Genomic DNA, 16,456 nt, shown 5'->3' on the forward strand with positions numbered 1-16,456 from the left:
GGCCCGTGAACAGCGAGGAGCAACCCGCGTGGAAGCAGCGCGCGGTGGAGCGCTCGCTGCGCACCGCGACCCAGCGGGCGGGCCGGCGGGTCCAGCGCTTCCTCGACGCCGCGCAGGCCATCATCACCGAGAAGGGAAGCACCGACTTCACGGTGCAGGAGGTGGTCGACCGCTCGCAGCAGTCGCTGCGCAGCTTCTACCTGCAGTTCGACGGCAAGCACGAGCTGCTGCTCGCGCTCTACGAGGACGCGCTGAGCAAGACCGCCGAGCAGATTCGCGCCGCCACCGCGAGCCACGCCGACCCGCTGGCCAAGCTGCGCACCGCGGTCGAGCTGCTCTTCCAGCTCTGCCGCCCGGAGCCGGACGCGCGCCGCCCGCTCTTCACCGAGTTCGCGCCGCAGCTGCTCAGCTCGCACCCGGCCGAGGTGCGCAGCGCGCACGCGGTGCTCTTCGCCATGTTCACCGAGCTCATGATCGAGGCGAGCGAAACGTCGCGGCTCCGCGCCGACCTGCCCCCGCGCCGGATGGCGGCGATGACGCTGCACACCGTCATGTTCATCGCGCAGCCGGGCGGTACCGAGGGCGAGGTGCGGCCGATCACCGCCGAGGAGGTCTGGAATTTCTGCGCGCACGGGATAGCGGTGAGCTGAATGAGAATGCCACTCTCGTTTCGGTAGAGTGTGCATTACAATCCGGGTATGCCCGACATGTGGAACGACCTGCTCGCCACCTTCGACCTGAAACCGGTCGACACCGCCGCGTACGAGGGACCGAACCAGACGCTGGAGTACCACCGGGTCTTCGGTGGCCAGATCCTGGGTCAGCTGCTGGTGGCGGCCGGGCTGGCGTTCCCGGAGAAGTCGGTGAAGTCGCTGCACACGGTGTTCCCGCGGGAGGGGAAGTCGGAGACCCCGATCCGGTACGAGGTGCGGCCGCAGCACGAGGGGCGCTCGTTCGCCACCGCCGCGATCACCGCGCGGCAGGGCGAGCAGGTGGTGGCGAGCGCGGTGGTCTCGCTGCACGCCCCCGAGGAGGGCACCGAGCGGCAGACGCTGCCGGAGGTCGGCGGGCTACCGGGGCCGGAGCACCGCAGGGAGTTCGGGCTCATTCCGTGGGAGACCAGGGCCGTCGACGACCTGGACGGCACCGAGGCCGGGCCGCCCGCCTACGAGCTGTGGCTGCGCACCCCCGAGGTGGAGCCGGAGCTGGGCGCCCCGCTCACCGCCTACGCCACCGACCTGACCCTGATCGGCACCGCGCTGCGCCCCGAGGAGGGGATCAGCCACGTGGGCAACGGGACGCGGTTCCTGTCGGCGGTCACCTCGCACACGCTGTGGTTCCACCGGCCGGTGCGCAGCGACACCTGGCAGGTGCTGCGTCAGCACTCGCCGATCCGGGCGGGCGGGCGGATCTTCGGCCGCGGTGACGTGATCACCGAGTCCGGCGACCTGGTGGCCTCCTACGCCCAGGAAGCCCTCTTCCGCCCGCGCTCCTGACCCGCCCGCGCGGGACGAGAGAGGCCGCCCGCACGAGAGCGCGGGCGGCCTCGTCGGGTTCGGGCGGTCAGCCGGTGACGGCCTCGCCGCGCGGCTTCCAGACCGCGACACTGAGGCTCGCGACATCCAGCGTGGGGCTGAGCGGGATCTCCCCGGAGCCGGCCCGCTTGGTGAACTCCGCGACCACCTCGGCGGGCTCCGCCGTGAGGTCGTAGACCGCGAGGTAACGGTGCGCGGGCGCGGCGGCGGCCCGGCCGGGCAGCGCGCCGGGCACCAGGTCGTAGCGCCGGCCCGCGCTGATGCCGGGCACCTTCACCACGTCGGCCAGGTGGGTGGTGTCGTACCACTCGTTGAACGCGTCGTCCTGGCCTTCCACGGCATTGGAGAACACGAGCATCTTCGCTTCGGTCACGGCGGACCCTTCCTTCCCTCAGTCGCTCGCGGGGAGCGGCTTCGCCTCTTTGAGCGCCAGCGGTGTGGCGCCAACGCTGAGTGTGCCCGCTCCGGCCTTGGTGACGAGCACTTCCGCGCCGGAATCGTCGACGTAGCGCTTGCCCATCAGGTTGCCGTCGGCGAAGGCGGGCTCCAGCGTGCCGCCGGGGGCCGCGTCGCCGCCGAGCGGGACCATGGGGACGCCGCCCGCGCGCAGATCGTCCAGGCTCTCCGCGGCGCGCACCACGATGACCTCGGTGTCGCAGACCTGGCTGCGCAGTCGGGTTCCGTTCTTGACCATTGTCGTCCTCTCTACGTGGTGACGGCGTCTGCCGCCTGCTCCGGCCCGTACTCGGTGACCAGGTCGCGGCGCAGCACCTTGCCGGTCGGGGTGGCGGGCAGCGAATCGCGGAAGACCACCCGGTCCGGGGTGCGCGAGCCGCGCAGCCCCGCCCGCACGAAGGCGCGCAGCTCCTCGGGGTCCGGCTCGGCGCCGTCGGCGGGGACGACGACGGCGACGATGATCTGCCCCCACTGCACGTCGTCCACGCCGATCACCGCGACCTCGCGCACCTGGGCGTGCTCGACCAGCACGTCCTCGATCTCGGCGGGCGCGATGTTCTCGCCGCCGCGGATGATGGTGTCGTCGGAGCGGCCGCCGAGGAACAGGTAGCCGTCGGCGTCCAGCGTCGCGACGTCCTTGGTCGGGAACCAGCCGTCGGCGTCCAGCACCGAGCCGATGCCGGTGTACCTGCCGGAGACCTGGGCGCCGCGCACATACAGCTCGCCGGTCTCGCCGGGCGGAAGCACGGTGCCGTTCTCATCCCTGACCTGCACCTCGATCCCCGGCACCGGGGTGCCCACCGAGCCGAGCCTGCGGACGACGGCCGGATCCGCCGAGGCGAGCGCGGCGCGATGCTCCTCCGGGCCGAGCACCGCGATGGTGGAGCTGGTCTCGGTGAGGCCGTAGGCATTGACGAAGCCGACCTCGGGGAGCAGCTTCAGCGCGGTGCGCAGCAGCGGGAGCGCCACCTTGGAGCCGCCGTAGGCGAGGGTGCGCAGCGCGGGCAGGGTGGCGCCGGTGCGCTCCAGCTCGGCGACGATCCTGGCCAGCATGGTCGGGACCACGGTGGCGGAGGTGACCTGCTCGGCCGCGGCCAACGCGATCCAGCGGGCGGCGTCGAAGTTGCGCAGGTACACCACCCTGCGGCCCGCGTAGAGGTTGGAGAGCGCGGCGCCGACTCCGGCGATGTGGTACGGCGGAACGCAGACCAGCGCGGCGTCGTCCGGGTCGGCGGAGCCGAAGTCGACGGTGCCGGTGATGTAGCTGACCAGATTGTGGTGTGAGAGCTCGACCGCCTTGGGGGTCGAGGTGGTGCCGGAGGTGAAGAGCACCACCGCGACCTGCTCGGGGTCGGGGAAATCGGTGACCGGGTCGGCGGCCGCGGCCCGCTCCAGGAACTCGGCCGAGCGGAGCACCGTGGCGCCGGGGCCCGCGACCAGGGAGACGACGTCGTGGTACTCGTCGTCGGCGATCAGCAGCGGGGTGTCGAGGCGGGCGATCAGCGCGCCGAGGCCGTCGGCGCCGAGGCGGTAGTTCAGCGGGGTGAAGGGCACCGCCGCGCCCGCCGAGGCGAAGATCAGCAGTGGCAGCAGGTGGCCGCCGGTGCCGACGTAGCCGACGCTGCGCGCCCCCGAGGCCGCGATCACGCCCGAGCCGCCCTGCACCGCGGTGTGCAGGTCGGTCACGCTCCAGCGCACCTCGTCGCACACCAGGGCCTCGCGGTCCGGGTTGCTCGATGCCGCCATGTCCAGCAGCAGCGAAACGCTCATCCCCGCACCCTCTCCGCGTTTTGATACAGCCATTCTCGCCAGCGAGAATAACATAATCACGTCGCTCGCTCCGTGACCCGCCCCTTCGACCCGGCCAATCAGGAGAACAACATTCTCCTAGAGCGGTAGTTCGTTTACAATCAGGTATGCCCGACCTGTGGGGAGATCTGCTCGAGTGCCTCGACCTGCGCCAGCGGCCGACCACGCCACCCGGTGACCGCGGCAGGCGCCGCGAGACCCTGACCGTCTACGAGGGCCCGAGCCTGCCGCTCGACCACGGCTGGCTCTACGGCGGCCAGGTGCTCGCGCAGATCGTGCGCGCGGCCCAGCTCGCCTGCCCGGCCAAGGCGGTGAAGTCGCTGCACACGCTCTTCGCGCACGAGGGCAAGGGCGACGCCCCGGTCTACTACATCGTGCAGCGCCAGCAGGAGGGCCGCTCCTTCGCCGCGCTCACCGTCACCGCGCGGCAGAAGCGCGACGTCGTCGCCACCGCCATGGTCTCGCTGCACCTGCCGGAAGACGGCCCGGCGCACCAGACCGCCCCCGAGCTCCCCGCGCTGCCCGGCCCCGGCCACGCCGTCACCGTGCCGCTGCTGCCCTGGGAGACCAGGGCCACCGCCGACCTGGACGACCCCGGCGCCGAGCCGCCCGACTTCGACCTCTGGATGCGCACCCCCGAGGCGCCGCCGGAGCTGCACGCGGCGCTGGCCGCCTACGCCACCGACCTCTTCCCCATCGGCACCGCGCTGCGCCCGCTCGGCGGGGTGAGCCAGGCGGGCAACGGCACCGACTTCACCTCGGCGCCGATCACGCACTCGCTCTGGTTCCACCGCGCGCTGCGCGCCGACGACTGGCTGCTGCTGCTGCACCACAGCCCGCTGGTGGCGCACGGCCGCTGCTACGGCCGCGGCGACGTCTTCACCGGCGACGGCGCGCTGGTCGCCTCCTTCGCGCAGGAGGGGCTGCTCCGCTTCCGGCCCGACTGCTGCCCTGTGGCTGGGTGGGCGAGCCGCGCAGCACGGTGACCGGCGCCGAGCTGGCGTCCTGACGCCTCAGCCCACCGGCACCAGGTCGGTGCCGCCCCACGCGCCGGTGAGCAGCAGTTCGCCGCTGCGGAAGACCTCGGAGTTCTCGATATCGGCACCCCGCAGCCCCGCCGCCGCGAGCGCGCAGCCCTTGAAGGCGCGCGCCGCGACGCTGAGCGTGTGATGCACCGTGCCCAGCCGGACATCCAGCTCGGCCGGGAGCTCCTCGCCCCAGACCGCGACCTCGATCAGCCCGTTGTCCAGGCAGTCCAGCACGCCCCGGCGCACCCGCGGGTCGGCGTCGAAGAGCTCGGGCGCCACCGCGACCGCGTGCGGCCAGGTGTCGTGCACGGCGCTCTGCAGCGAGGTCTCCAGATCCAGCACGGTGGCGCCGAGGATCTCCAGCGACCGCGCGTCGGAGGTGTCGGCCAGTACGACGGTCACCTCCCAGCCCGCCATGGTGCGATCGCACAGCCAGCCGCCCGCGTACCGCACCACATCGGCGGCGGTCGGCGCGACCACGGCGAGGCGGTACCGCAGCAGATGCTTGCGCGAGTGGGCCCGCCTGCCGGTGGCGGGATCGGAGGTGTGAGCAGCCATGATGGTCCGTTCTGCGCGTCGCTCTCTTTTGTGGAAAGTATATTCTCATCCTGGGAGAATCCATATGCGGAATCGGCACAATCCGTTGCCGATCCTCGAATCCGACAGGAGACCCGTCATGGCTCTGACCCCCCTTCCGGGCGATCAGTGGGACGAGGAGGTCGACAAGGCCCTCTCCCGCATGCTGCCGAAGGAACGCCGCAACCCCGATGGCGCGGGCAACGCGCTCTCGGTCCTGGTCCGGCATCCCGACCTGACCCGCGCCTTTCTCGGCTTCAATGTGCACCTGCTCTTCAACTCCACGATCGCGCCGCGGGAGCGCGAGCTGATCATCCTCCGGGTGGCGCACCGTCGGGAGTGCACCTACGAGTGGCTGCACCACGTGGCCATGGGGAAGGAGGCCGGGCTGACCGATGCCGAGGTGGCGGCGGCCGAGCGCACCGGCGACGCCCCCGACCCCTTCGACCGGCTGCTGCTCGAGGCCGTGGACGAGCTGGACGACAAGTCGGTGCTCTCCGCGCAGACCTGGGACGCGCTCGGCGAGCGCTTCGACGACCGCCAGCGCATGGACTTCGTCTTCACCGTCGGCTGCTACACCACGCTGGCGCTGGCCTTCAACACCTTCGGCATCTCCCCCGACCCCACCGCGGGGTACGAGGGCAAGCGCTGACGACAGCGGCGCGGACCCGGCATCCGGGCCCGCGCCGCGTGCGCGCGAATCAGGCGCGGGGCAACCCGAGCACCCGCTGCGCGATGATATTGCGCTGGATCTCCGAGGTGCCGCCCGCGATGGTGCCCGCGAAGCTGCGCAGGTAGCGCTCGAACCAGCCGCACCAGAAGTTCTCCAGGTTCAGCGGGCTCGGCGGCGAGCTGATGGCCGGGGAGGCGAGACCGCCGGTGCCGACCGCCGTGAGCGCGTGCTCGGTGGCGGTCTGCACCGCCTCCGAGCCGAGCACCTTGAGCACCGAGAGCGCGGGGACGTCCTGCTCGCCGCGGGCCGCCCTGGCCAGCGCGGCCGAGCCGAGCAGCCGGAGCGCGTGGCTGTCCATGACCAGCCCGGCGTAGGCGTCCCGGTCGAAGACGGTCTGCGGGCGGAAGTCGGCGAGCAGCTCCTGCATGCGGTCGGCGTAGCCGAGCCAGAGCAGGGTGCGCTCGTGGCCGAGCGAGCCGTTGGCCACCGTCCAGCCGCCGTTCTCCGGGCCGACCAGGTTCGCGACCGGCACCCGCACGCCCTCGAAGTAGACCTCGTTGAAGTCCAGGTCGTCCGGTTCGCAGGCGGAGGGGAACGGGCGGCGGGTGACGCCGGGGGTGTCGGTGGGGATCAGCAGCACGCTGATGCCCTTGTGCTTGGGCGCGGCCGGGTCGGTGCGGACGAAGGTGAGCAGCACGTCGGCATCGTGGGCGCCGGAGGTCCAGACCTTCTGTCCGTCCACCACGTAGTGGTCGCCCTCGCGGACGGCCCTGGTGCGCAACCCCGCCAGGTCCGAGCCCGCGCCGGGCTCGCTCATGCCGAGCGCGGCGGTGATCTGCGCGCGCAGGATCGGCACCGCCCACGCGCGCTTCTGCTCCTCGGTGCCGAACGACAGCAGCGAGGCCGCGATGATGCCGACGCCCTGCGGATTGAACGAGTGGTAGATCCGCCGCTTGGACAGCTCCGCCAGGTGCACGTACTGCTGCAACACACTGGCATTGCGCCCGCCGAACTCGGGCGGGTTGGCCGGCAGCAACCAGCCACTGTCGAAGAGCAGCCGCTGCCAGCGCCGCGCCCACTCCGGCACGTGCGCACTGGATGTGGAGCGCTCGGTGGCCTCGGCCGCGCTCGGCTGGTTCTTGTTCAGGAACTCGACGAACTCGGCGCGGAACGCCTCGACCTCGGGATCAAACGAGAGTTGCACGGTACTCCTCGGCCACGTGCGCCCGGTGCTCGGCCGCGCCGCCGAGCAGCAGCTCGCCGGTCTTGGCCCGCTTGAGCGCGAATTGCAGATCGTTCTCCCAGGTGAAGCCCATGGCGCCGAAGAGCTGGAGGCCGTGCCGGAACACCACCGACTGGCACTCCCCCGCCGCCGCCTTCGCCATCGAGGCCGCGAGCCCGCGCCGCGGGTCGTCCTCGGCCAGGCAGAGCGCGGCGAAGAAGCCGAGCGCCTTGGCCCGCTCGATGGCGATGTGCATATCGGCGGCCTTGTGCTGCACCGCCTGGAACGACCCGATGACGGTGTCGAACTGCCTGCGCGTGCGCACATGCTCCAGCACCAGGTCCAGGATGCGGCGGCAGGCGCCGACGGTGTGCAGCGCGAGCCCGGTGAGTGCGTGCTGCCTGGCCCGCACCACGTCCGCGGCGCTGCGGTCGGCGTCGGTGAGCCGGACCCCGTCGAAGGTGACCTCGGCCAGGTGCAGCACCGGGTCGAAAACCGAGGTGCGGCGGGCACTCACCGCGTCGGCCGGGACCACGAAGACGCCCGCGCCGGTGACGACCGCGAGCCGCTCGGCCCGGTCGCCGTCGAGCACGTGGTGCGCGGTGCCGGTGAGCAGCCAGCCGGTGCCGTCCGGGGCGGCGGTGATGCCGTCGTAGACGGCGGCGCCCGGCCGCTCCACCTTGCCGATGCCCGGCACCAGCGGCGCGAACTGCGACATGGTGGCGAGGAACGGGGTGGGGTCGGTGGCCCGGCCCAGCTCCTCGAAGAGAATGCCGAGCTCCACCGTCTCGCCCGGCTCGGTCAGCTCGGTCCAGCCGAGGCCGACGTAGGTCTGCCAGAGCGGGCCGGGGTCCGCACCCCGGTCGACGATGTCCCTGATGAGTGCGGGCGGGCACTCCTTCGCCGCGACGTCACGCACCGTCTCGCGCAACAGCCGCTGGTCGGAGTCGAACTCGAACAGCATCTCGGCCTGCCTCCTCGCCGTACCTCGTCATGAGAACTATATTCTCATATTCAAGAGTTACCATTTCACGGCGCGGAACGCCAGGCAGGGGCGGTGTGGTCAGCCGCGGCCTGCGGCGCGCTCGGTGCCGCGCTCCAGGGCGGCGTTCAGGGTCTCGACGAAGGCGAGCAGAGTCGTGAGCGTTTCCTCGTCGTCCGGGATGCTCTGGCCGATGGCGCCGAAGAGCGGGGCGACGGCGACCTCGGCGCGCACCGCGACCAGCTCCACCCGGACCCGGCGGCGGTCCTCGGCGTCCCGGCTGCGCCGCACGTACCCGGCCTTCTCCAGCCGGTCGACCACGGTGGTGACGGCGCCGCCCCTGGTGATGCCGAGGCGGTCGGCGAGCTGGCCGGGGGTGAGCGGGCCCGCCATGCTGAGCATGTTCAGCGCGCTCAGGTCGGTGACGGTGATGCCGAGCCGGGCCGCGACGGCGGAGTGGAAAACCACCGTCGCGGTGGCCTGGGCGCGCAGCGCGTCGCGCAGGGCGCGCGCGGTGTCCGATCCGCGCAGGGCGCGGGCGTCCGATCGGGTGTCCTTCGCCGCGGGCATGGTCGCGTCCTTCCGCCGTTCTCTCCGAGATAGAGAGACTCTCGATCCGAGAGTAGCGCGGGCTTCACGGGGTGCGCCCCGCGGCGGGCACACCCCGTACTCCACTGCGCTACTTGAGCATCGAGCCCGCGTCGACCGGCAGCGGAACACCGGTGATGAACCGCGCCTCGTCGGAGACCAGGTAGAGCACCGCGTTGCTGACGTCCACCGCGTCCACCCACGGGGTGGGCAGGGTGTGGAACATCTGGCAGATCGGCTTCAGGTCGTCCGGGCCCGGGTTCTCCAGGTCCGGGCGGAACAGCTTGTAGGTGCCCTCGTTGAGCAGCATGTCGGTGCTGACGTGCGTCGGGTGCACCGAGTTGCAGCGGATGTTCTGGTGCCCCAGCTCCACCGCGAAGGTGCGCATGAGCCCGACGATGCCGTGCTTGGCGGCGACGTAGTGCCCGACGTTCGGGTACGCCTTGAGCCCGCCCACCGAGCTGGTCAGCACGATGGAGCCGCTGCCGTTCGCCTGCAGGTGCGGAATGGCGGCCTTGACGCTCTTCCAGACGCCGGTCAGGTTGACCCCGATCATGTCGTCCCAGAGGTCCTCGCGCATCTCCACCAGCGCGCCGCCCTCGTTGGCGAGCCCGGCGTTGGCGATGACGATGTCCAGCTTGCCCAGCTGCTCGACCGCGCCGTCCAGCCCGGCCTTGACCGCGTCGAAGTCGCGGACGTCCGCCTCGATGGTGACGACCCGGCCGCCCGCCGCCTTGACCAGGTCGGCGGTCTCCGCCAGATCCTCCGCGGTCGGCATGGGGAAGGGCACGTTGTCCAGCTGCTTGCAGACATCGAGCGCGATGATGTCGGCGCCCTCCTGGGCCAGCCGGACCGCGTGGCTGCGACCCTGGCCGCGCGCCGCGCCGGTGATGAAGGCGACCTTGCCGTCGACCCGTCCGGTCATCGTGAACCTCTCTCCGTTGTGTCGTTCAGGGATGGGGGGTGAAGGTGATGTGCAGGTTGCTCAGCCCGCGCAGGATGAAGGTGGGCTCGTAGTCGTAGCGGCGCTCGCCGGCCGGGCCGTGGCGCTCCTCGTCGATCTTGATGTCGAGCATCCGATCCAGGATCCGCTCGATCGAGACCCGGCCCTCGACCCGCGCCAGCGGGCCGCCGGGGCAGGAGTGCACGCCGCGGCCGAACGCCATGTGCTCGCGGAAGTTCTTGCGGTCCAGCCGGAATTCGTGCGGGTTCTCGAAGCGGCGCGGGTCGCGGTTGGCGGCGCCGGGGCAGAACATGACGGTCGAGCCGACCGGGATCTCCACCTCGCCGATCCGGGTGGCGCGCTTGGCCAGCCGGAAGCCGGACTTGACGGGCGAGTCCATGCGCAGCGTCTCCTCGATGAAGTTCGGGATCAGGCTGCGGTCGTCGCGCAGCGCCTGCTGCACCTCGGGGTGGTCGCCGAGCACCCGCATGGCGGCGCTCAGCAGCTTGGCGGTGGTCTCCTGGCCCGCGGCGAAGAGGAAGGTGGCCGAGCGCACCACATCGATCACCTCGGGCGTGGAGCCGTCCGGGTACTTGGCCTGGGCCAGCGAGGTGAGGACGTCGTCGCGCGGGTTCTCCCTGCGATCGGTGATGTACTGCACGAACTTGTCGTCCAGCCACTCCAGCGGGTTCGAGGCGACGATCTCGCTCTTCAGCGAGCCCACCTGGGAGCCGGGGCGCTCGGCGCCGAGCACCACCCGGAACTGCTGGTGGTCCTCCTCCGGCACGCCGAGCATGTCGGCGACGACCAGCAGCGAGAACGGCTTGGCGTACTCGGCGAGGAACTCGGACTTCCCCTCGGCCAGGAACTCGTCCAGCTGCTGGTCGGCCAGCCGCCACATGAACGCCTCGTTCTCCTTGAGGCGGGCCGGGGTGAGCAGGCGGTTCAGCACCGAGCGGGCGTAGGTGTGCTGCGGCGCGTCCATGGTGACCATGTGCTCGAACATCGGGAGCTGCGAGCGGTGCCGCTCGATCAGCTCGGTGATGTCCTCGCCCTCGATCCGGAAGGGCAGCGGCGGGAACGGGCCGCCGACGGCGATGGCCGAGGAGAAGGTCTGCTCGGTGTCGCGCAGGACCTCGGTGGCTTCCTCGTATCCGGTGACGGCGTAGACGCCGAAGGTGGGCTCCTGCTTGACCGGGCACTGGGCGCGCAGGTGGTCGAAGTAGGGATGCGGATCCGGCACCAGGCTCGGATCAGTGAAGTAGTCGATGGTGTCGAAGTCGGTCATGGAAAGCTCCTCGGAAACAATGATATCTCAGTTGGAGAATTATATTCTCGCGCCGGTGCGAGGGGTCCCCGGATCGCCCGGAGGGGTGCGTCAGGGCAGGTAGACGCGGCTGGCGAGCCAGCGGCCGTCGACCAGGCGCATGGTCATCTCGACCCGGCTGCGGTCGACCCTCGGGTCCGCGGAGGCGGCATTGGTGACGGTCTGGTCGATGAAGAGCAGGACCTCGACCTCGGTCTCGGTCGCCGACTTGACGGCGGCGTCGAGGACCGTGCCCTTCCCGGTCGCCTTGTTCTCCAGGAGGAGCTGGCGGAGCTGGCCGCTGGAGCGCGTGTACATGTCGCGGAACTCGCCGGTGGAGCCGTCGAGTACCGCGGTGAAGCCCGCGTCGAGGTTGTTGGAGTCGACGCTGGTCAGGGTGACGGCGTAGCTCTTCGCCGCCGCCAGGGCGGCGTCACCTGCCGCGTCGACCTTGCGCTCGTCGCGGAGCTGGAGGCCGAGGACGATGGCTGCGGTGATCGCGGCGACGGCGATCAGTGCCGTCACCGGCAGGATGGCCTTGCGGGCGATGCGCAGCAGTACCGCGCCGCGGGTCTCGCCGCCACCTGCGGTGGCATTCTCGGCCGGGGTGCCACCGGCGGGGTCGGCCGGTTTCGCCGCGGTGGAGCCCGCCGGCTTCGCGGCCTCCGACTGCGCGGGCTGCTCGGCAGCGTCACCCTTCTGGGTGGCGCCCTTGTCGAGCGCGGGTTTCGCGGCGGCGGCAGGACTTTCGTCCTCGGCGCCCGGCCGGGCGTCAACGGCGGTGTCGGTGTCACTCATGATGGTTCCTCTCAGCGTTGCGGGGCCGGCGGCGGGGGCGGGAGCGGGGGACCCGCGAAGGTGAGCGGGAGCGAGAGCGGGCCGATGGGGGTCGGCATGGTCTGCCGGTCGGCGGGCTGCCCCGGCGGCGGGGCGCCGGGGATATCGGCGCCGGGCGGCCGCGGCGCGTTGCGCGCGCCCCGGATCATGACCGACGGGTCGGTGTCCTTGCAGTAGGTGTACAGGTACGGCTCGGGGAAGTCGGGCAGCGAGGGCGGCCTGCGCGGCAGGTCGTAATCGCAGGCGTAGCGCGGGTACAGGTTCACCAGCCCCCACACCCCGCCGTCGTGGAACGCCACCGCGATGGCGTCCAGGGTGGACCCGTCCCGCTCGGTCGGGAAGAAGAACTCCTGCAGCGCGGGCACCCGCGGTCCGGTGGTGTCCGCGACCACGCCCAGGTTGCCGAGCAGCTGGGCGGCGGTGCCGGAATTCTGCGCGAGCATCGCGTCCAGCGCGCGCAGCGTGCCCGGAGCGGCTCCGAGCAGCTCCGCGTACCCGCCGGACTTGGCCTCGGCACCGGTCAGGACGGCGTTCGCGTCCGCCGCGAAATCCCCGAGCCCCTGGCTCAGCTCGGCGACGGTGCCGAGCACCTGCCTGCTGTCCCTGATCAGCGAAACCGTCTGCGGCAGCACCGAATCCAGGGTGGACGCGAGGAAGATCCCGCTGTCAAGGATGGCCGCGAGCTTGTCCGGGCCCTCCGGCCCCACGCCGAGTTCGTTCACCACCGCGGCCAGCTGCGCCGGATCGATCTGGGCCAGCGTGGTGTCCAGCTGCGACAGCGTCTTCCACAGCGGCGTCGGGGTGCTGGTGCGCTCGACCGCGATCTCCGCGCCGTCGGCCAGGTACGGCCCGCCGTCCCGGTCCGGCCGGAAGTCCAGGTACTGCTCCCCCGCCAGCGACAGGCTCGCCACCCGCACCTCGCCGTCGGCGGGCACCGCGGTATCCGCGTCGATCACCGCGGTGGCGACCAGCCCGGAGCCGCTGAGCCGCACCGACTCCACCGTCCCGATCGGCACGCCGCGCAGCGTCACGTTCTGTCCGGCGAGCAGCCCGCCGGAGTCGGCGAGGTGCACCCGCACCCGCATGGTCTCGGCCGCCGGGTTCACCCCCATCGAGCCGAACACCAGGTAGCCGACGCCGATCACCAGCGTCAGGACCAGCGCCACCGCCGATACCGCCGAGCGCCGGGCGCGCGCCCCCCGCACCGTGTTCACCAGCAGCCGAGCCGGTGCCTCCACGGCGCTCATCGTCCCGCTCCCGCGATCCGGCCCTGCAGCTTCAGCAGCGTGTAGGTCAGCGTGCCGATGAAGTTCTGCCAGTCCCGCTGGTCCGGCACCCTGCTCTCCGGGTCGCCCGGGTGGTTGATGTCGGGCAGCGCGCCGAGCGCCAGATCCTGCCAGTCGGCGTCGGTGCTGGCCGAGGTGCTCGTGGTGACCGCGATGACCGGGCCGAGCATCGCGTTCATCGCCGCCACGCTGGCGTTCGGGTCGGTGGCGGCTGCGTTCAGCTGCTCGGCGATCCGGTTGATGTCGGCCACCATGCCGGTGCTCTGCTCGCCGTTCACGCCGGGGAACCGGCCGATCTGAGCGGTGATCCGATCGACCTCGTTCACCAGGCGCAGCGCCTGGTCGGCATTGGCGCGCAGGGTGTCCAGCGCCGGACCGGCCGCCGAGATCACGTCGTCGACGGTGCCGCGCTGCTCGTCGATCCGCCGGGCCAGCTGGTCCACCTCGGCCAGCGTGCTCCGGATGTCGTCGGAGCGGGCGGCGAGCGCCTGCACCACCCGGGTGGAGCGGTCGATGAGCTCGGCCATCCGGTCGCCGCGGTCGCCGACGGCATTGCCGAGGCCGTTGACGATGGTGGTGAGGTTGCGGATGGCGCCGCCGTTCACCAGCAGCGAGGCGGTGGTGAGCAGCTCCTCGATGGTGGTCGCCGCCGAGGTGTGGTCCAGCGCGATGCTGTCGCCGTCGGCCAGCGCCGGGGTGGCGGTGGTGGCCTCGGCGGGCGGGGTGAGCGAGACGAAGACGTCGCCGAGCGGGGTGGCGGTGCGCAGCTCGGCCCTGGTGCCCAGGGGCAGCCGCACCCCGCGCTGGATGGTCAGGGTGACAACGGCGGTGTAGTCGCGCACCGCCATGTCGGACACCTCCCCCACATCCGCGCCGGAGAGCCGGACCTTGGCCTTGGCGGGCAGGTTCAGCGCGTTCGCGAAGCTCGCGCGCACGGTGTAGTTGTCGCCGCCGGAGCCAGGCGCGGGCAGCGGCAGGTCGCCGAGCCCGACCGCGCAGCCGGTGCTCGCCGCCAGCGCCGCCACCGCGAGCACGGCGGCGCGGGTGGCCCGCCCGGCGCTCATCGCGGCATCCTGGACATGGCGTCGAGCATGTCGGTGATCCCGAAGTCGGGGCCGAAGTCCTGCAGGGTGCCGGTGGCGCAGCCCAATTGGCGCAGCCCGAGGATATTGCAGACCTCCTTGACCAGCTGCCCGTCGAAGAAGACCTTGTCCAGCAGGGCGTGCACCCGGACGCCGCGGTACTCGAAGTCCACCGCGTTGTAGGCGTTGTTCAGCAGCAGCGGGGTGACGTCGATGAACTCGGCGAGCTCACCGCGGTAGTCGGCCAGCGCCGTCGTCACCTGCGCGCCGTTTGCCAGGGTCGACTGCAGCGCGCCCGCGTTCGCGGTGAGCAGCGCGTCGGTCTGCCGCATGATGTCGATGATCTGCGCGCCGGTGCTGCCGGTGCCGATGTTCAGGTCGGCCACCACGTCGCCGAGCTGCCCGGTGGCGGCGCCGAACCGGCGGATCGTGTCCTCGTTGGCCGCGGCCGCGCGGAGCAGCTGCGCGAGCTGATCCACCAGCTGGGTCAGGTCGTCGCGGGTGCGCTCGCCGCCGTCGGCGCCGAGCTTCAGCGCGGTGGCCAGCTGGTCGAGGGTCTGCCGCAGCTCGGGGCCGCTGCCGGTGGCGATCTCCGAGGAGACCGCGAGCAGCTGCGCCACCGGCCCGTCGCCCGGCGCACCGCCCTGCAGCTCACCGGCCATCCGGTCGGCGGCGCCGAGCAGCCGGTCGAACTCGACCGGGGTCCGGGTGCGCTCCGGCCCGAGCCTGGCCCCGTCGGCCAGCGTGGGGCCGCCCCGGTAGGCCGGGGTGAACTCGACGTGCCGGTCGGTGAGCACCGAGGTGGACAGCGTCACCGCCCTGGCATCGGCGGGAATCTGTACGTCACCGTCGATCTCCATGGTCACCTCGACCCGCGATCCGTGCGGCTCGACCGCGGTCACCTCGCCGACCGGCATCCCCAGCACGGCGACCGCGTTGCCGGGGTAGAGCCCGGCGCCGTTGTCGAACTGCGCGACCACGGTGGTGGTGTCGTCCGGCACCACCGCGCTGCCCGCGCAGCCGGCCAGCGCGCCGATCGCCAGGACCGCGCAGCCGCGGACCAGAACTCGTTTCGCTCTCATCGGCAGTCCTGGTAGTAGGGCGCGAGCCCGGCCTGCCCGGCGCGCCCGCTGAGCGCGCACATCCAGGAGTCGATCAGCGGACCGGCCGGAGCGGTGAAGTCGACCTCGTTGGCGGTGCCGGAGGCATTGGCGAAATTGCGGATCGGGATGGGCAGGATCTCCAGCAGATTCCGCAGCAGCGCGTCGTTGCGGGCCAGGCTGCCGAGCAGGCCGTCCAGCCCGGCCAGCAGGGTGTCGACGGCGGGCCGATCCTGCGTCACCAGGGTGCCGACCTGGTCGGCCAGCCTGCGGGTGGCGTCCATCAGCCGGACCACCGCGTCCCGGCGGGCCACGATCTCGGTGAGCAGGTCGCGGCCCTGGGTCATGATGGCGGCCAGATTCGCCTGCTGGTCGGTCATCAGGCCGGTGAGCTGCCTGCTCGCGGCGAGCAGCGCGCTCATCTCGCCGCGCCGGTCACCGATGATGGTGGCCAGCGCACGGATGTTCGCCAGCATGGCGGGCAGCACCGACGGAACCCCCTGCAACTGGGCCGCCAGGGTGTTCAGCGAGTCGCCGATCTGCCCGGCATCGATCCGATCGAAGGTCACCGTGGCGTTGTCCAGCGCGGTCTGCAGGTCGTACGGCACCTCGGTGCGCTCCAACGGGATGCGGTCGTCGGCCAGCACCCCGTCGCCCGCAGGGCGCAGTTCTACGTACCTGGCGCCGAGCAGCGTGGTGAGCTTGATCGCCGCGCCGGTCGAATTGCCGAGCGGCACATCGGAGTTCACCGCGAAGGTGACCAGCACCCGGTCCCCGGTCAGCTCGGTGGCGGCGACGGTGCCGACCGGCACCCCGGCCAGGGTCACCTGATCGCCGGTCCTGATCCCGGCCGCCTGCGCGAACTCCGCCTCGTAACTCGTGGTCCCGATGCCGATCCGGGTGTACCCCACCGCGCTGGCCAGCACCACCAGCAGCACGACGACGGCGACCAGCCCGAGCCTGCCCTTCCGGTGCTCCTCGATCGGCCGCCGGACGGTCCGCGCTCCGCGCTCCAGGATCTTCCTCATTCGCA

At 71.8% G+C, this 16,456-nt stretch carries 18 protein-coding genes; 4 read left to right on the forward strand and 14 right to left on the reverse strand.

The features are described 5' to 3' along the window. Positions 1-5 precede the first annotated feature (5 nt). The gene (locus NH2_RS21605; RefSeq protein WP_067657363.1) at positions 6-650 is read left to right on the forward strand and encodes a TetR/AcrR family transcriptional regulator; all 645 of its coding nucleotides are present in this window, start codon (positions 6-8) and stop codon (positions 648-650) included. A 48-nt stretch (positions 651-698) separates the two neighbouring features. Continuing rightward, entirely contained in the window at positions 699-1,496 is a 798-nt protein-coding gene (locus NH2_RS21610) for an acyl-CoA thioesterase (RefSeq protein ID WP_067657366.1), read from the forward strand. 67 nt (positions 1,497-1,563) lie between these two features. On the opposite strand, the gene NH2_RS21615 is transcribed toward NH2_RS21610, so the two are convergent. The 3 genes from NH2_RS21615 to NH2_RS21625 are packed head-to-tail and all read right to left on the reverse strand — an operon-like array spanning position 1,564 to position 3,761. Then, on the reverse strand, positions 1,564-1,908 hold the full coding sequence (locus tag NH2_RS21615; protein WP_067657369.1) for a DUF4286 family protein: 345 nt from the start codon (positions 1,906-1,908) through the stop codon (positions 1,564-1,566). 18 nt (positions 1,909-1,926) lie between these two features. After that, positions 1,927-2,229, reverse strand: coding sequence for a hypothetical protein (locus NH2_RS21620; protein WP_067657372.1), 303 nt, complete (start codon positions 2,227-2,229; stop codon positions 1,927-1,929). An 11-nt stretch (positions 2,230-2,240) separates the two neighbouring features. Continuing rightward, positions 2,241-3,761 carry a class I adenylate-forming enzyme family protein gene (locus NH2_RS21625; protein WP_067657375.1) on the reverse strand — a complete coding sequence of 507 codons (1,521 nt, stop codon included), beginning with the start codon at positions 3,759-3,761 and terminating at the stop codon, positions 2,241-2,243. A 146-nt stretch (positions 3,762-3,907) separates the two neighbouring features. On the opposite strand from NH2_RS21625, the gene NH2_RS21630 reads away from it, so the two are divergent. Next, positions 3,908-4,786, forward strand: a complete 879-nt coding sequence (locus NH2_RS21630; protein WP_067657378.1) for an acyl-CoA thioesterase — start codon at positions 3,908-3,910, stop codon at positions 4,784-4,786. 27 nt (positions 4,787-4,813) lie between these two features. Here the strand turns inward: NH2_RS21630 and NH2_RS21635 are convergent, their stop codons facing one another. Next, positions 4,814-5,326 carry a hypothetical protein gene (locus NH2_RS21635; protein WP_067658180.1) on the reverse strand — a complete coding sequence of 171 codons (513 nt, stop codon included), beginning with the start codon at positions 5,324-5,326 and terminating at the stop codon, positions 4,814-4,816. A 178-nt stretch (positions 5,327-5,504) separates the two neighbouring features. Here NH2_RS21635 and NH2_RS21640 point away from each other — a divergent pair, with 178 nt between their 5' ends. Beyond that, positions 5,505-6,056, forward strand: coding sequence for a carboxymuconolactone decarboxylase family protein (locus NH2_RS21640; protein WP_067657381.1), 552 nt, complete (start codon positions 5,505-5,507; stop codon positions 6,054-6,056). 49 nt (positions 6,057-6,105) lie between these two features. Here NH2_RS21640 and NH2_RS21645 read toward each other — a convergent pair whose 3' ends face one another. From NH2_RS21645 to NH2_RS21690, 10 genes are all read right to left on the reverse strand, one after another. After that, complete coding sequence (locus NH2_RS21645; protein WP_067657383.1) at positions 6,106-7,281, reverse strand: acyl-CoA dehydrogenase family protein; 1,176 nt, start codon at positions 7,279-7,281, stop codon at positions 6,106-6,108. Beyond that, on the reverse strand, positions 7,265-8,263 hold the full coding sequence (locus NH2_RS21650) for an acyl-CoA dehydrogenase family protein (RefSeq protein WP_067657385.1): 999 nt from the start codon (positions 8,261-8,263) through the stop codon (positions 7,265-7,267). The genes NH2_RS21645 and NH2_RS21650 overlap by 17 nt, the downstream gene beginning before the upstream one ends. Before the next feature lie 99 nt (positions 8,264-8,362). Beyond that, positions 8,363-8,851, reverse strand: coding sequence for a MarR family transcriptional regulator (locus tag NH2_RS21655; protein WP_084505765.1), 489 nt, complete (start codon positions 8,849-8,851; stop codon positions 8,363-8,365). 109 nt (positions 8,852-8,960) lie between these two features. Beyond that, positions 8,961-9,794, reverse strand: coding sequence for a mycofactocin-coupled SDR family oxidoreductase (locus NH2_RS21660; protein ID WP_067657388.1), 834 nt, complete (start codon positions 9,792-9,794; stop codon positions 8,961-8,963). 25 nt (positions 9,795-9,819) lie between these two features. Continuing rightward, on the reverse strand, positions 9,820-11,100 hold the full coding sequence (locus NH2_RS21665) for a cytochrome P450 (RefSeq protein ID WP_067657391.1): 1,281 nt from the start codon (positions 11,098-11,100) through the stop codon (positions 9,820-9,822). Between the two features lie 90 nt (positions 11,101-11,190). Beyond that, the gene (locus NH2_RS21670; protein WP_157103908.1) at positions 11,191-11,916 is read right to left on the reverse strand and encodes an Rv1363c family protein; all 726 of its coding nucleotides are present in this window, start codon (positions 11,914-11,916) and stop codon (positions 11,191-11,193) included. An 11-nt stretch (positions 11,917-11,927) separates the two neighbouring features. Beyond that, positions 11,928-13,202: an MlaD family protein gene (locus tag NH2_RS21675; protein WP_067657394.1), complete on the reverse strand. Its 1,275-nt coding sequence runs from the start codon at positions 13,200-13,202 to the stop codon at positions 11,928-11,930. Continuing rightward, a complete protein-coding gene (locus NH2_RS21680) occupies positions 13,199-14,305 on the reverse strand; it encodes an MlaD family protein (protein ID WP_067657397.1) in 1,107 nt (368 codons plus the stop codon). Before NH2_RS21680 ends, NH2_RS21675 begins: the two co-directional genes overlap by 4 nt. Next, complete coding sequence (locus NH2_RS21685; protein WP_067657398.1) at positions 14,302-15,405, reverse strand: MCE family protein; 1,104 nt, start codon at positions 15,403-15,405, stop codon at positions 14,302-14,304. The genes NH2_RS21680 and NH2_RS21685 overlap by 4 nt, the downstream gene beginning before the upstream one ends. Beyond that, the gene (locus NH2_RS21690; RefSeq protein WP_067657401.1) at positions 15,402-16,451 is read right to left on the reverse strand and encodes an MCE family protein; all 1,050 of its coding nucleotides are present in this window, start codon (positions 16,449-16,451) and stop codon (positions 15,402-15,404) included. The genes NH2_RS21685 and NH2_RS21690 overlap by 4 nt, the downstream gene beginning before the upstream one ends. Positions 16,452-16,456 lie beyond the last annotated feature (5 nt).

Source organism: Nocardia harenae NBRC 108248, from assembly GCF_001612885.1.
Classification (GTDB): Bacteria; Actinomycetota; Actinomycetes; order Mycobacteriales; family Mycobacteriaceae; genus Nocardia; species Nocardia harenae.